The sequence below is a fragment of the uncultured Sulfuricurvum sp. genome (assembly GCF_937936435.1).
Lineage (GTDB): Bacteria > Campylobacterota > Campylobacteria > Campylobacterales > Sulfurimonadaceae > Sulfuricurvum.
Window position 1 is genome coordinate 1 of sequence record NZ_CALDDG010000106.1, and the last position, 13,732, is coordinate 13,732.

Sequence of the window (13,732 nt, forward strand, 5' to 3'; positions counted from 1 at the left end):
CCGAAAGTACGAGACCTTCGGGCATGACTGTCGGAACGTCTTTTAGCGAATGAACCGCCATCTGCGCCTCGCCGCGAAGCATTGACTCTTCGATCTCCTTTAGAAACAACCCTTTTCCTCCGATTTTTGCAAGCGGAGCATCCAAAATTTTATCACCTGAAGTGATGATGATTTTAAGCTCCACTTCCACGTCGGTAAAATGCGATTCGATAACCGATTTGATATGACGGGATTGCCAAAGGGCGAGTTTGCTTCCGCGAGTAGCGATGGTGAGTTTTTTCATGTATTACTTAACCTTAATCTCTTTGTATTTATTTTTAGACGAATCTTTTTGGCCGTTGAAAAAGACGGTCGGCGTTCCGGCGACCATCATCGACCGTGCCGCATTTTGATCCGATTCGAATTGTTTGACGACTGAAGAACGGCGGATATCGGCAACGGTTACTTTAGTCCCGAACGCTTTGTTAAAGACGTCAAGAATCTTTTGATCATCGGTTTCGTTGGCATTGATATCGAGTTTATAAAGTCCCAATACGGCATTATCCGTACCGTTTTGTTCTTCGGCAATCGCTGCTTTTGTCAACGTCACCGATGCAGGGTGAAGCCCGGCCAACGGGAAATGATAATAATAGACGGCAAACGATTTTGGATATTTCGCCATATAGGCCAAAGCTTCCGGTACATACCGACGGCAAAAAGGGCACAACGGATCGGAGAAGATCGCGATTTTATTCTCGGCATTGGCATCGCCGCTGATTAAATTGGCTTTGGTATAAAAAGTATTGCTAAAATCGGGAGCGATGGTATCGTTGTAGCGCTCACCGCTTTTGAGATTGATGAGTTCGGGAGAAATAACGTTTCCGCTCACGAAATAGGTGCCGTTTTGATTGATATGACGTGTATCTTTGCCTTGTTTGACATCGGCTTCTATATTGACGAAATAAGCTTGCCAGCCGCTCATGTTCGGAACGTTTTTCTTGCCGTTCACATCAATCTGCAAATTGCTGATATTGGGATTGTTTCCGATCCCTTTTTTTAAAAAAGCGACGACTTCAGCGTCGGTTGCCGCAAAGAGGCTAACGGAGAGAAGGAGTGTCGCGGATAATTTCGGCATCAATGACATTGTCATCCTTTGGTTGAGTTGGTGGTTGATATTTTCGCGTAAAACGGTTAATAATCAGCGAACTAAAAAGGGAGAACTGCAAGACGATCCCGATCAGATCGCTGAGAAAGCCGGGAACAATCAGCAAAATCGCACCGAAGAGTCCCATCATATTTCGCTGAGAGAACCCCTCCATATCGATCTGGCGCATTCGAAGGGCATAGATGTTTTCCGCAAGCGTATGACGAAAATTCATAAGGATAAAAATTCCGAGAAACGCACTGAATACGATCTCTAAAAAAGTAGCCAAACCTCCGATGCGCGATGCGATCTCGACGGTCAGACTCACCTCTAAAAAAAGGTAGATCAGAAAATAGATCATTTCACCAATTCTCGTATCTTAGCGATGACTTCCGTCGCACCGACCGTGATGATCTCCCGTGTGGCACGGATCATAATCTGAACCGAACCGTTGTCGAGCTCTTTTCCTACAATGACCGTGTAAGGAAATCCGATCAATTCGGCATCGGACATTTTAAATCCGAAACGCTCTTTTCGGTCATCCAAAATCGCTTCGATTCCCTCTTTTTGCAACTGCGCATAGAGATTTTCACCGTATTGCATATGCGATTCTTCTTTGATGTTCGAGACCATTACGTTGACCAAATACGGAGCCGTAGCAGGAGTCCAGATGCACCCTTTTTCATCGTGGTGCTGCTCGATGACTGCAGCGACCAGACGGCTTACACCCATTCCGTACGTCCCCATAATAAACGGTTGAGAACGGCCGTTTTCATCCAAATATTCGGCTTTAAGCGGAGCGGAGTAGACCGTACCGAGTTTAAAGATATGCCCTACTTCAATCCCTTTGGTATGGAGGATTTTACCGCCGCAATGAGGACATCCGTCCCCTTCTTGCACTGTCACCAAATCCGCAAACGACGCTTCGTTCATAACGCTCAGATCAACCCCTACGAAATGGTAATCGACTTCATTCGCACCGCAGATCATCGATATCGCACCACGGGTATCGTTATCCATCACGAAACGGATTTTATCCTGATCGAGCGGCCCGATAAATCCCGGAACCAAACCGATTTCACTCAATTCCGCTTCGGTAATATCGACCAGATCGATCGCCCCGACACTGTTACGGGCTTTAACCTCCTGCAACTCGTCGCAACCGCGAATAAAGAAACAAACCGGTTCGCTCCCTTCGGTATAGACGGCACGCATCACAACCGCTTTAAGAGTATAGTAAGGATCTACATGGAAAAACCCGCTCAGATCATCGATCGATTTGACGTTAGGCGTTTTAAAACGGGCAAAATCGGCACTTGGCGCTTCCGGGATCGTCGCACGCGGTGCACGTCGTGCCGCTTCGACGTTGGCACCGTATTCGCAGCTATCACAAACTGCCAGAGTATCTTCCCCGCTTTGCGCCAATACCATCAGCTCTTTCGATCCCGTACCGCCTATCGCGCCGCTATCAGCCTCTACGATACGAAAATTAAGCCCCAAACGCTCCAGAACACGTTTATATGCCGCTTCCATCGCATCGAATTCACGATCTAAATCGTCTGTCGAAGCGTGAAAACTGTAACCGTCTTTCATTACAAATTCGCGCGCACGCATCAAACCGAATCGGGGGCGCGCTTCGTCACGGAATTTGGTTTTGATCTGATAGACGTTCAACGGAAGCTGTTTATAACTCGTTACGCGGTTGCGGACGATGCTCACCATCATCTCTTCATGGGTAGGGCCGAGGACGAAGAGATTCTCTTTACGGTCCCGGAAACGGAGAAGTTCTTTTCCGAATTTCTCGATCCGTCCGCTCTCTTCCCACAATTCTGCCGGAGTAACGAAGCTGAGATCCACTTCCAATGCTCCGCACGCCGCCATCTCTTCGTTGATAATGGCTTCGATTTTTCGCAAGACGCGTTTGCCCAGCGGTAAAAAATTATACAGACCGCTCGCCACCTGCATGACGAACCCGGCACGGGAAAGATAAATGTGGCTCGGCAGCTGAGCGTCTTTAGGAGATTCTTTTGTCGTTGGGATATAGGCTTTGGTAAAACGCATTATTTTCCTTTAGGGTAATAGGTACAGGCATTTTGGGAGAGATCGGAACCCTCTTCCTGATTCATTAAAAAACTCATCGATTCGATCAGCGTATCGATCCGCATCGGATCGGACCCGTCACGCATCCGTTCGGCAAACGGATGCAAGAACCGTTTTAATGCCTGCTCCGTCGCTTTGCGTACCGCATATTCGTATTCTTTGGGAATGTATCCGTGATCCATGACCCGAGTCGCCTCTTCGTATGCCGCCTGATACGCTTGCACATACATGCTTTTGATCAGCGGTTCGACCGAGAGGCTTTTAAGCCATTCGAAAAATCCTAGAACATGGCGACGGACAATGACATACGAAAGTTTCGCTTCATCTTCGCGTAAAGCGATATTTTCGCTGACAATCTCTTTGAGATCATCGACCTGAAAAAGCCGTATATCCCATATTTCATGATTACACTCGATATCGCGCGGAACCGCCATATCGAACCAATAGCGGGTAAATTCGCACGGGCGTAGCATCTCTTCGGTAATAATCGGATGGAGCGATCCGGTAGAGGTAAAGAGCATTTCGTATTCGTTGATCGCATAATCGAGTTCTTCAAACGACCGTACCCGTGCGCCGCACTCTTTGGCGATTGCTTCGGCTTTTTCAAACGTCCGGTTCATGATCGTCACATCGACACCCTGGGCACTCAAATGTTTACAGGTAATGACCGACATCTCTCCCGAACCGATGACCAATGCTTTTTTACCGCTAACTTCACCGATACTCTCTTTGACTTTGGCAACGGCAACGCTGGCGACGGATACCGGTTTGGAAGAGATATTGGTCGCATTACGCACTTCAGCGGCACATTTGAGTGCGTACGCCATTGCCCGGGAAATCTTTTGGGAAGAGAGGGCATTGTCCTGTGAAAGTTTAAAAGCGTCTTTGAGCTGACCGGCAATCTGGGTTTCACCGACAACCATCGAGTCGAGTGAACTGGCAACGCTGAACAGATGATGAATGCACCCTTCATCATCAAATACATCGGCACGTTCGCGGAGCTCTTCACGGCTGAGTCCGGAATGTTGGGACAAAAGATTAAAAACGGTATCGCTTGCTGCCGCGGGGTCATTACAGCTGCAAAAAATCTCGACACGGTTACAGGTGGAAAGAACCATCGATTCACTGATATGGGTATCGCCGTTTAAGGCACGCATCCCTGCAATCTGAGCCGCTTCGTCAACAAACGCAAGCTTTTCACGAATAGCGAGGGTGGAGTTTTTATGGGAAAAACTGATAATCAGATAATGCATCAATGACTTCTTTGGATCACGGTCTCTATAATAGCACGCAACGCCGCATCCTCACCGATTGCTTCGAGTGCTTCGTCGCACAGTGCTCTGGCATAGCCGTATGAGCGTTCGATGATCGAATGTTGTGCCATCTGGGTGTGAATCCACCCTTTTTCTTCTTCGTTCAGAACCTGTGCATGATTTTCGATCAAGCATTTTTTGCCGTTCTCGTCGAGACTTTCATAAAGATCGATATACGGAAGGGTCGTTTTTCCTTCGACGAAATCGTTCAATGAAGGTTTCCCGAGCGTTTTTTCATCGGCGGTAATATCAAGGATATCATCGACGATTTGAAATGCCAGTCCCAGATTTTTACCGTACGTCGCATGGGCAAAAGCGTCTTTTTGCGCCAAAACCGCGGCACTATACGCACATGCTTCGATCAGGGTCGCCGTTTTAAGATAGAGCATTTTGAGATACAGATCGCGATCGCTGTTAAACTCTGCCGCCATTTCGACGTCCATCATTTCTCCGACGGAGAGCTTGGTTACGGAATCGGCAATCGAGCGTGAAATGGCCGGATCAAATGAGGTCAATTCGCTAAACGCTTTGGAATAGAGAATATCGCCGAGCATAATAGCGGTTTTAGACCCTTCTGTCGCATTGACCGAAGGGACGCCGCGGCGAAGCTGCGATTCGTCGATCACATCATCGTGCAACAGGCTCGCGGCATGGATCAATTCAACAATCGCACCCAAAAGAGGTGCCGTCGGAGCTTCGGGGGCAATCGTCAAAATCAGTCTCGCACGAAGGCGCTTCCCGCCTGACAGCTTCGCAAACAATTCATTTGCTTTCGGATATTCGACCTCATCGATCAATTTTGCGATAAGCGCTTCTACCTTGTCCAACATTCTCTAAATCACTTCTCCGTTAAATAATCCAACACTATCCGATTCTCTTTATCGATCAGAAAAAAATCCATTTGAGCGGTGTTATTCCCCTCATCGAACTTTTTAAACGTAACAAGAGCGTAAGGGACATCCATCTGACTCCGATCCGGAGGCAAAAGGCGTTTTCGAAAACTATTGTTCGCATATCCCGAATAAAGCATGTGCTGTCCGACGAATCGGTCAAAACTCTCATGCACCACCAATACTTTATCGGTATAAAGCGTCCATCGAAACGTCAAAAGACGCTCCTGTCCCGGACTTTTGACCAGTATTTTGACTAACTGGTCTTTTTTAAGGACAAAGCTTTTCGTTTCTCTCCACGGGGCGGCATCGGCTATCCAAAACATCCCCAGAAGTGCGAATACGAAAAAAAATCTCACGACTACTCGTTTTGGGTCAACACGTTCCCAACCGAAATGATGTACAAATTCTTCGCCATCATATCGATCTCATCAGCGCGTTCAAACTGCATCGTTTGAAGGATACGTTCTATCGCATCTTCGCCGTGCGCTTCCTGTAACATCAGTTCCATCGCCGCCATACGGGTCATCAAACGTTCCAGTTCGTTTTGAACCAAATCACGGTTAGCGTTGTAAACGATGTCTAAAAATTTGCTTTTCGGCGAACCTTGGAAAATATCGTCTTCGTCTTCAAACAGATTATACATTGTATCTCCAAAGTATCAATTTAAGTCGGCGATTATACCACCACAATTCTTAGGTGCGCACAAAAAAAAGAGAGGGAAAGAAAATAAAAGAAAGAGATACATTTAACCGCTTTGGATATTTTCATCCGATACTTTTTCTTTGACTCGGTAGACGACACTGTACAAAAGAGGAACATAGATCAGATTCAAAAGCGTCGCCCATGCCAGCCCGAATCCGAGCGACACCGCCATCGGTTGAAGAATCTGCGCCTGACCGCTTGCAAAGAAAATCAGACTGGAAAGGCCTAAAACCGTCGTGATCGACGTCATCAGTATCGGTCGCAGACGGGTTTTCGCCAAAGCACGGAGTTCCTCGCGATCACGCGCGTTTTGGATAAACTGCACCATCAGCAATCCGTCATTCACCACTACCCCCACTAGCCCCACCGTACCGATAAGTCCCGGCATCGTCATATTCAGCCCCATAATCCAATGCCCCGCATAAACGCCCAAAAGCGATAGAGGAATGACGCTCAAAACGATCAACGATTTCACAAAGGAATCGAAAAGCCAGACCAAAGCGATAAAAATCAAAACAATCGCCATCATCGCCGCCTGAGACATCTCCCGTTTGGTTTTGGCGTTTTCTTCCTCTTCCCCTTTGATTTTGACTCCGAACCCCTCTTTTTTCAACGTATCGATCGTAGGCGCGAGAAGATTCATCACATCCCCGGAGGTAACAAGTTCTTTGTTGATCGAAGCGAATACGCTCCGATTACGTTTGCCGTTCTCTTTGTTCAAAGTGACGTAGCCCTGAGTATAGATGAAATCGCACACCTCTTTAAGGGCGATCTCTTCGTTCCCTATCCGGACGGGAAAACTCTCCAACGAAGAGAGATCGTCTTTGAGGTTTCCTTCGATACGGATGCGGATCAACCCTTTTTCGTTGAACATCTTCGAATATTCGGCTTTCAGATAATAGGCACGTAACTGAGCGTTGATCTGCTGTTCGTCAAGCCCCAGTTGTTGACCGTAACGGTTAACCCTGAGTTTCAGTTCCCGCTCACCGATGTCGGCGTTATCTCCGATACTGTGAATCCCCGGTATCTCATGCAGTTTCGCTTTGAGACGTTCCACCCCAGACACCAATGCCGCATCATTTTTTCCTTCTAACGCAATCTCGACATCGTGGGCGACAACCCCCGTCCCGGGAACGGAGGTAATCAACTCTTCAAATGCCGGTTTGTTTCCGATTTTTTGCCGGGTATAGGGCTCAATGATCTTAGTCACCTCTGCGCTAATCGCATCCGCGTCACGTTTGCGTATCATTCCGGAAGGATCATACTCGATACTCAGATGCGGATTGATATATTTGTCGAAAAAATTAACCGGAGACTGTTCGTGCAAATCGATAAAAATGTGAAAGAGATTCTCTCCGAGTTCCGCCTTGTTTTTGGAATCCAAACGCATCCCGATCACGGAGGTGACGGAGGAGACGTCATCATGCGGCAATTTCGCGATCAAATCTTTCTCCATCGCATTGACCATCGCTTCGGTCGCTTCGAGGTCATTGTTAATATCAACTTTTCCCGTTACGTAAACCTGGGTTACGTCAAATTTCGGGAAAAGCTGAAATTTCGTGTTTTGGACGAATAACACTTCGATCACCAGAATCGACATGACGATCAATGCCAAATTGCGCTTCGGCCGATGCAGGACATATCCTAAAACAGAGGCAAACCAGCGGTACAGTCTATCCCAAATCGCATGGGAGAGGTGATCTTCTTTGCGCAGCCGCAAAAAATCATGAGCATGCAGCGGGAGAAAATAAAACGCCTCAAACAGCGAGCTGGCCAGCAAAATCGAGATCATAATCGGCAATATCTTGATAAACGTCCCCATCTCTCCGCTCATCATCAAAAGTGGCAAAAAAGCAAAAATCGTCGTCATCGTTGCCGCCATGACGGCGGGAAACATCTCTACCGCCCCTTTGATCGTCGCTTCGCGCCGGTTCATACCGGCTTCCATGTGACGGTAGATATTCTCAGCCACAACGATCGCTTCATCCACCAGCATCCCCACCGCAATCAACGCACCTAACAGCGAAAGCATATTGAGACTGTATCCGATCATCTCCGTCGCGATCAGCCCGATCATAAAACTGACCGGAATCCCCATCGCCACTACCAACGCGATTCCGCGATTGACAAAAATCAGCATCGCGAAAAACACCAGAACCAGTCCGAAAACGATATTGGAAAAAACGGTATTGAGACGGTTCTTGATCCATACTGACGTATCGGTATATATCTCGAATTTCAAATGGGGATATTTTCGGTCATATTTTTCCAGTTTATGGCGGATCTGTTTGACCAGTTCGATCGCATTCCCGCTTTTGGCTTTCGTGATGTTCAAAGAGACATTGCGCAGTCCGTTGAAATGGGAAAGTTCCGCCCCGTCGCTGAGTTCGAAAGAGACCGTCGCAATGTCCCCAAGACGCACCTGTTCATTGCCGACGCTTAGGAGAGTATCTTCCAAAGCGGCAGTATCTTTTTCCCCGTTATAGGTACTGATATAGAGATGATTTTTTGCCTCTTTGATCGTACCGATCGGAAAAATGGAGCTCAGGTTCCCCAACGCCGCAACGACACTGTTTTGGCTCAATCCGAAGGCTTCGATCTTCCGGTCATTCAATCGGATCACCAGCTCATCATCCGCATCGCCGCGTATCGTGATCTCACTCAGATCTTTCAACTCCGACAGATCGCTTTTAAGCTCCTCCGCCCGATCGAGTAATTCCTCTGTTTTGACATCTCCCGCAATCGCAACCAATACCAGCGGTATCGTCTCTTCCTGAATTTTGGCAGTCGGTTCGTCCATATCGGCAGGCAAATCGCGCCGGGTAAGGGATATGATATCTTTGACGTCATTCAAAACTTTGTTGTTATTTGAACCGGGTTTGATATCGGCGACGATGACAAACACACCGTTTTTGATCGTCGATGTCACTTTGTCGAGTTCGTTAACGTTTTTGAGATCGTCTTCGAGAGTCTGTACGACCATTTTATCCAGAACATCTGCACTTGTCCCCGCATAGGCGCCGTTAATCGTGATCTTATCCATCTGCATCGGCGGAAAAATTTCTTTAGGAATATTGATATAGGCGAAAATGGAGAGAAGCGCGATGAAGAACAAAAAGAGATGGTTAAGGAGCGGTTTATCGAGAGCAAACTCGATGAAGCGGCGTAGCATGATGTATCGCTCCTAAAAGAGGGTGTCTAAAATCTGGCTTTTGTATTTCATTGCTTCGACTTTGGCCTTAATCAGGCGGTTCTCTTCGAGCAGTGCGTCGTGCTCGTGGCTGAGGGTCGAGATTTCACGGCTTTTGAAATAAATTTGGGTATTAATAAAAATTTTGGGAAATACTACGATTAAAACGAGAAAAATGCCGACAAAAACATTGCGTAAAAATATCGGTCCCATCGTCTCCTGAGGAGCAATGATGTGGCGTGTCTCTTCTAATATGTCGTGTTTATCACTCATACTATTTTCCGATTTGAACGAGCGAGGAATAAAATCCCTAGCTCTACGCTAGCCGCTATGGCACTAAAGCTTGCCTCTTTGAGGCAGAAGTTTACTTTCATACTCAGTCTCTTCGTATTTCAAATATACGTAATTTGGCACTTCGGCTTCGCGAGTTTGCCCGCAACTCGTCTTCCGCCGCACTTAAAGGCTTTTTGGTAATCACTTTGCCGATGGCATGGTTATTTCCACAGGTACACCGCATCGCATCGTCCGGGCAAATGCAGTTTTTCGCCCATTTGGAAAAACGGTTCTTGACGATCCGATCTTCGAGCGAATGAAAGGTGACAATCGCTACGCGCAAACGGCGGATACCTGAAGATTCGATTGCGTCGAGCAGCCGCGTCAACTCTCCCAATTCGTCGTTGACCTCGATCCGAATTGCCTGCATTACGAGTGTCGAGGGGTGAATTTTCTTCCCTTTCGGCATCAGGTGAAAAATGGCATTGGAGAGTTCTTTCGCCGAACCGAACGGCCGGCGTGCCACGATCGTCTCCGCCACTTTTCGGGCATTGTTCACCTCTCCGTATTCGCGCAGAATCGTCTCCAATGCGCTTTGCAAATAGTCGTTGACCACTTCGGCCGCACTAAGCGATGCGTTCGGGTTCATCCGCATATCGAGAGTATCGCTCTCGTACGAGAATCCTCTCTCCCGCTGGTCAAGCTGCAAAGAAGAAACCCCTATATCGGCTAAAATCCCGCAAACCTTTTCTCCCTTTTGAGACATCGCCTCTTTAGCAACCTCCGAAAAGCGCCCCTGGCGTATCTCGACACGTTCTGCGAACGGCTCCAGACGTTTTGTCGAAAAGGCAATGGCTGTAGGGTCTTGATCTATCCCGATCAAAGAGAGGGCCGGATTGTTTTCAAGCAATAACGAAGAGTGCCCACCGTATCCCATCGTGCAATCGACGATAATTCCCTCTTTACAATGTGCAAACGCTTCGATCACCTCACGGTAAAGAACCGGTATATGGGGAGTTTCCTGCACGGTGCCGCCTTCGATTTTAATAGCCATTATAATAGCTTAAGCCCACTAACATATCCTTTAAAATCGGACATAACACGTGTTAGCGTCTTCTCTTTGCGCCAAATCAGCCTGAATTCCCGCTCAAAACGGTGAGCGTTAATCGTCACTTCAAACATCTTTTTTGCGGCCAACTCTTCCGAAACGATCAATCTCGGCAAACACGATAACGCTTGTGAGTCGTGGAGAAGATAGCGCAAAATCGCTTCGTTGTGCTCGAATTCCATGTCGATGCTCAATTCTTTGTCGACCGGAGCGATTCGGGAGAGAAAAATCTCCCGTGTCCCTGATCCCCGTTCTCGCAGAACCCACCGACGATCCAAAAGTTCGTCAATAAAACACGTTTTCCCCTCGAGCTGCGGGTCGCTGCCGACGACGATCAACTCATCTTTCATCAGAACATACGACTCGATATCCCCCTCTTCGAAATGCCCTTCGATAAATCCCAGATCGCATTCCCCGCTGCGCACCATCTCGATCACATCCGTACTGTTAGCCGTTTTGAGCGCAACTTTGACCTGTGCGTTCGAAGTACGGTAATCTCCGATCCATTGCGGCAACAGATAATTGCTGATCGTGACGCTGGCGGCCAGGTGAAGATACCCTCCACTTAGATCAGCCTTAAACCCTTCGTACAGTGAATTCGCCGACATGGTAATATTTCTGGCACTTTGATAAAACAACCGTCCCCGCTCATTCAGTATCAGCCGCTTGCCGATTCGTTCAAACAGCTCTTCGCCAACCTCTTTTTCCAGTTCACGCACCGCCATCGACACGGCTGAGGGGCTCATCGAGAGATGTTCTGCGACATCGATCACGCGCGAAGATTCCGCCAAAACCGCAAAAATCTCTAACTGCCGTAGTGTAAACATCCCTCTCCCTTCTCTCTAATAGCGCCATTATATGATAAAATCCTCGGTATGGATAAACAATACATCAAACGCCAACTCTCCTCTTTTGCCCTTTCGATGTTCCGAAAAGACTTTTTTGGGATTTATCACGGCTCATTATCGGCAAAACTCGACACCAACCTTTTCACGATCAATACCAAAAACGCTATTTTCGACTCCATCAACGAAGAAAATCTGATCGACCTCTTCTACAGCAAAGACTACCGATGGAAAGATGCCAGTATCGATGCATCGATCCATCACGGTATCTATCGACAGATTTCAGATGCCAAGTTTATCACTTTCACGATGCCTCCGTTTACGACTGCTTTTTCGCTCAACCACAGCATCATTATCCCCAAAGATTATTTCGGGTTTAAAGAGTTCGGTAAAATCGCTATCTACGATCCCAAAAAATTTGAAGATTGGTATGAGCGTGCGGTGAGTGAAATCCCGCAGTATTTCCAACTTAACAATACTTCCATAATGGTGATACGGGGATACGGAGTCTATGCATTCAGCCGCGACATCCCCTCTATGGTGAGACAGCTATCGATATTGGAACGAAGCTGCCGTATTTTAATGCTGGATCATTCCCAGGCCCGTTTAGATATCGATTGAGACAGCCTCTAGCGCCTCTTTTATAGCGCGAAATACCTGTTTCATCTCCTCGGGAGTGATGACATACGGAGTCATCACGTAGATGACGCTTCCCAGCGGCCGCACCAATACCCCGTTGCCCAGACAGTGCCGATGAATTTTCAGCCCGATCCGCTGCGACGGCTCAAATCCTTTTAACTCGATTGCCGCGATCATCCCACATTGGCGAACCTCTTTGACACGCTCCATCGGTTCGAAATATTTCAACTCATCTGCGATCAATGCTATCAATACACGGTTTTTCTCGATGATGTTTTCCGTTTCGAAAATGTCGAGTGTCGCATTGGCCGCCGCACACGCAAGAGCATTGCCCGTATAGCTGTGAGAGTGGAGAAATGACCTTACCGGGTCGTATTCACAGTAAAACGATCCGTAAACCGCCTCCGTCGTCAACACGACCGACAGGGGAAGATACCCTCCCGTCAGAGCCTTCGAGAGAATTAAGAAATCAGGAGTAATACCGGCTTGTTCGCATGCGAACATGCTCCCCGTGCGTCCAAATCCGACCAATATCTCATCCGCAATAAAATGGACGCCGTATATTTCACACAGTCGCTTGGTCTCGCTCAAAAAGCGGGGATGATACATGCGCATCCCCCCTGCCCCCTGAATCAGCGGTTCTACGATTAGCGCGGAGATTTCACCGCCTCTTTGCATCAACAGTTGCTCAAAAGCTTGTGCCGCTTCCAAAGCCGCTTCGGCGCTTTGATCTGCCGGCGAAGGAGTTTGAACGGAACGGATTAACAAAGGCTCATACGTCTCTTTATACAACGCGACGTCCCCAACCGACAAAGCCCCGAGCGTTTCACCGTGATAGCTGTCGCTTAATGAGACGAAAAGAGGACGTTCGATACCGTTATTACGATGTGAATGGTAACTCATTTTCAAGGCAACTTCGATCGCACTGGAGCCGTTGTCGGCATAAAAACAGCGTGTTAGTCCATCCGGTGCCAACCGAACCAATCGCTCGGAGAGTTTAACCACCGCTTCATGGGTAAATCCTGCCAAAATGACATGTTCGAGAGTATCCAGCTGCTCTTTGACCTTTTGACCGATATAGGGGTTGCAATGTCCGAAAATATTGACCCACCAGCTGCTGATCGCGTCGATATAGCGGTTGCCGTCAAAATCGTGTAAATAGACCCCTTCTCCGCGGGCGATCGGAATAAGCGGAATCGTCTCGTGATCTTTCATCTGCGTGCACGGATGCCATAAAACGTTCAAATCCCGCTCGGATATCTCTGCATTATTCATTTAAACCCTTACCGATTGTCTTATTTGTGATAACATAATGTTAGTCATTCACCATTTTCATCCAAGTTTAATGGTAAACCTAATAGAATATCTGAATTTTACAACAGGATCGTTTAATATGATTACTTGGATGCAGCGTCATCGAAAATATTTGGTCATCACTATTTGGATTTCCACCATCGCTTTTATCGGAGCCGGATTCGTCGGATGGGGGCAATACAGCAGATCGGAAGAGCGTCGTGTAGGGAAAGAGTGTAGATCTCGGTGGTCG

The 13,732-nt window shown here is 47.6% G+C and carries 13 protein-coding genes and 1 pseudogene; 1 reads left to right on the plus strand and 13 read right to left on the minus strand.

All coding sequences use genetic code 11. The annotated features are described in order from the left end of the window. The 12 genes and pseudogenes from hemC to Q0389_RS10105 all read right to left on the minus strand — a co-directional run. Positions 1-283 (minus strand): annotated as a pseudogene (gene hemC / locus Q0389_RS10050) (hydroxymethylbilane synthase); the annotation flags it as partial. Between the two features lie 3 nt (positions 284-286). Further along, complete coding sequence (locus Q0389_RS10055) at positions 287-1,114, minus strand: thioredoxin domain-containing protein (RefSeq protein ID WP_298693881.1); 828 nt, start codon at positions 1,112-1,114, stop codon at positions 287-289. Further along, positions 1,077-1,484, minus strand: a complete 408-nt coding sequence (locus Q0389_RS10060) for an FxsA family protein (RefSeq protein WP_298693883.1) — start codon at positions 1,482-1,484, stop codon at positions 1,077-1,079. Before Q0389_RS10060 ends, Q0389_RS10055 begins: the two co-directional genes overlap by 38 nt. Beyond that, entirely contained in the window at positions 1,481-3,184 is a 1,704-nt protein-coding gene (locus Q0389_RS10065) for a proline--tRNA ligase (protein WP_298693884.1), read from the minus strand. The genes Q0389_RS10060 and Q0389_RS10065 overlap by 4 nt, the downstream gene beginning before the upstream one ends. Then, complete coding sequence (hemA, locus tag Q0389_RS10070; RefSeq protein ID WP_298693886.1) at positions 3,184-4,476, minus strand: glutamyl-tRNA reductase; 1,293 nt, start codon at positions 4,474-4,476, stop codon at positions 3,184-3,186. The genes Q0389_RS10065 and hemA overlap by 1 nt, the downstream gene beginning before the upstream one ends. After that, positions 4,476-5,366: a polyprenyl synthetase family protein gene (locus tag Q0389_RS10075; protein ID WP_298693887.1), complete on the minus strand. Its 891-nt coding sequence runs from the start codon at positions 5,364-5,366 to the stop codon at positions 4,476-4,478. The genes hemA and Q0389_RS10075 overlap by 1 nt, the downstream gene beginning before the upstream one ends. A gap of 8 nt (positions 5,367-5,374) precedes the next feature. Continuing rightward, positions 5,375-5,785 carry a hypothetical protein gene (locus tag Q0389_RS10080; RefSeq protein ID WP_298693888.1) on the minus strand — a complete coding sequence of 137 codons (411 nt, stop codon included), beginning with the start codon at positions 5,783-5,785 and terminating at the stop codon, positions 5,375-5,377. Positions 5,786-5,787: 2 nt separating this feature from the next. Further along, complete coding sequence (locus Q0389_RS10085) at positions 5,788-6,072, minus strand: DUF2018 family protein (RefSeq protein WP_298693889.1); 285 nt, start codon at positions 6,070-6,072, stop codon at positions 5,788-5,790. A 102-nt stretch (positions 6,073-6,174) separates the two neighbouring features. Next, positions 6,175-9,303 carry an efflux RND transporter permease subunit gene (locus Q0389_RS10090; protein ID WP_298693890.1) on the minus strand — a complete coding sequence of 1,043 codons (3,129 nt, stop codon included), beginning with the start codon at positions 9,301-9,303 and terminating at the stop codon, positions 6,175-6,177. Between the two features lie 12 nt (positions 9,304-9,315). Further along, positions 9,316-9,594, minus strand: coding sequence for a hypothetical protein (locus tag Q0389_RS10095; RefSeq protein WP_298693891.1), 279 nt, complete (start codon positions 9,592-9,594; stop codon positions 9,316-9,318). A gap of 103 nt (positions 9,595-9,697) precedes the next feature. Further along, entirely contained in the window at positions 9,698-10,648 is a 951-nt protein-coding gene (gene rsmH / locus Q0389_RS10100) for a 16S rRNA (cytosine(1402)-N(4))-methyltransferase RsmH (protein WP_298693892.1), read from the minus strand. Beyond that, positions 10,648-11,529: a LysR substrate-binding domain-containing protein gene (locus Q0389_RS10105; protein WP_298693893.1), complete on the minus strand. Its 882-nt coding sequence runs from the start codon at positions 11,527-11,529 to the stop codon at positions 10,648-10,650. Before Q0389_RS10105 ends, rsmH begins: the two co-directional genes overlap by 1 nt. A gap of 48 nt (positions 11,530-11,577) precedes the next feature. Here Q0389_RS10105 and Q0389_RS10110 point away from each other — a divergent pair, with 48 nt between their 5' ends. Next, entirely contained in the window at positions 11,578-12,168 is a 591-nt protein-coding gene (locus Q0389_RS10110) for a class II aldolase and adducin N-terminal domain-containing protein (RefSeq protein ID WP_298693894.1), read from the plus strand. Here the strand turns inward: Q0389_RS10110 and Q0389_RS10115 are convergent. After that, the gene (locus Q0389_RS10115; RefSeq protein ID WP_298693895.1) at positions 12,154-13,461 is read right to left on the minus strand and encodes an adenosylmethionine--8-amino-7-oxononanoate transaminase; all 1,308 of its coding nucleotides are present in this window, start codon (positions 13,459-13,461) and stop codon (positions 12,154-12,156) included. The two genes, Q0389_RS10110 and Q0389_RS10115, sit on opposite strands and share 15 nt — an antisense overlap. Between the last annotated feature and the right edge of the window lie 271 nt (positions 13,462-13,732).

What these genes read in the sequence shown, in the direction of transcription:
- hemA (WP_298693886.1), bottom strand. Translation starts at nt 4,476, where the DNA reads ATGCATTATCTGATTATCAGTTTTTCCCATAAAAACTCCACCCTCGCT.
- Q0389_RS10065 (WP_298693884.1), bottom strand. Translation starts at nt 3,184, where the DNA reads ATGCGTTTTACCAAAGCCTATATCCCAACGACAAAAGAATCTCCTAAA.
- Q0389_RS10060 (WP_298693883.1), bottom strand. Translation starts at nt 1,484, where the DNA reads ATGATCTATTTTCTGATCTACCTTTTTTTAGAGGTGAGTCTGACCGTC.
- Q0389_RS10085 (WP_298693889.1), bottom strand. Translation starts at nt 6,072, where the DNA reads ATGTATAATCTGTTTGAAGACGAAGACGATATTTTCCAAGGTTCGCCG.
- Q0389_RS10115 (WP_298693895.1), bottom strand. Translation starts at nt 13,461, where the DNA reads ATGAATAATGCAGAGATATCCGAGCGGGATTTGAACGTTTTATGGCAT.
- Q0389_RS10110 (WP_298693894.1), top strand. Translation starts at nt 11,578, where the DNA reads ATGGATAAACAATACATCAAACGCCAACTCTCCTCTTTTGCCCTTTCG.
- Q0389_RS10105 (WP_298693893.1), bottom strand. Translation starts at nt 11,529, where the DNA reads ATGTTTACACTACGGCAGTTAGAGATTTTTGCGGTTTTGGCGGAATCT.
- rsmH (WP_298693892.1), bottom strand. Translation starts at nt 10,648, where the DNA reads ATGGCTATTAAAATCGAAGGCGGCACCGTGCAGGAAACTCCCCATATA.
- Q0389_RS10075 (WP_298693887.1), bottom strand. Translation starts at nt 5,366, where the DNA reads ATGTTGGACAAGGTAGAAGCGCTTATCGCAAAATTGATCGATGAGGTC.
- Q0389_RS10095 (WP_298693891.1), bottom strand. Translation starts at nt 9,594, where the DNA reads ATGAGTGATAAACACGACATATTAGAAGAGACACGCCACATCATTGCT.
- Q0389_RS10055 (WP_298693881.1), bottom strand. Translation starts at nt 1,114, where the DNA reads ATGCCGAAATTATCCGCGACACTCCTTCTCTCCGTTAGCCTCTTTGCG.
- Q0389_RS10090 (WP_298693890.1), bottom strand. Translation starts at nt 9,303, where the DNA reads ATGCTACGCCGCTTCATCGAGTTTGCTCTCGATAAACCGCTCCTTAAC.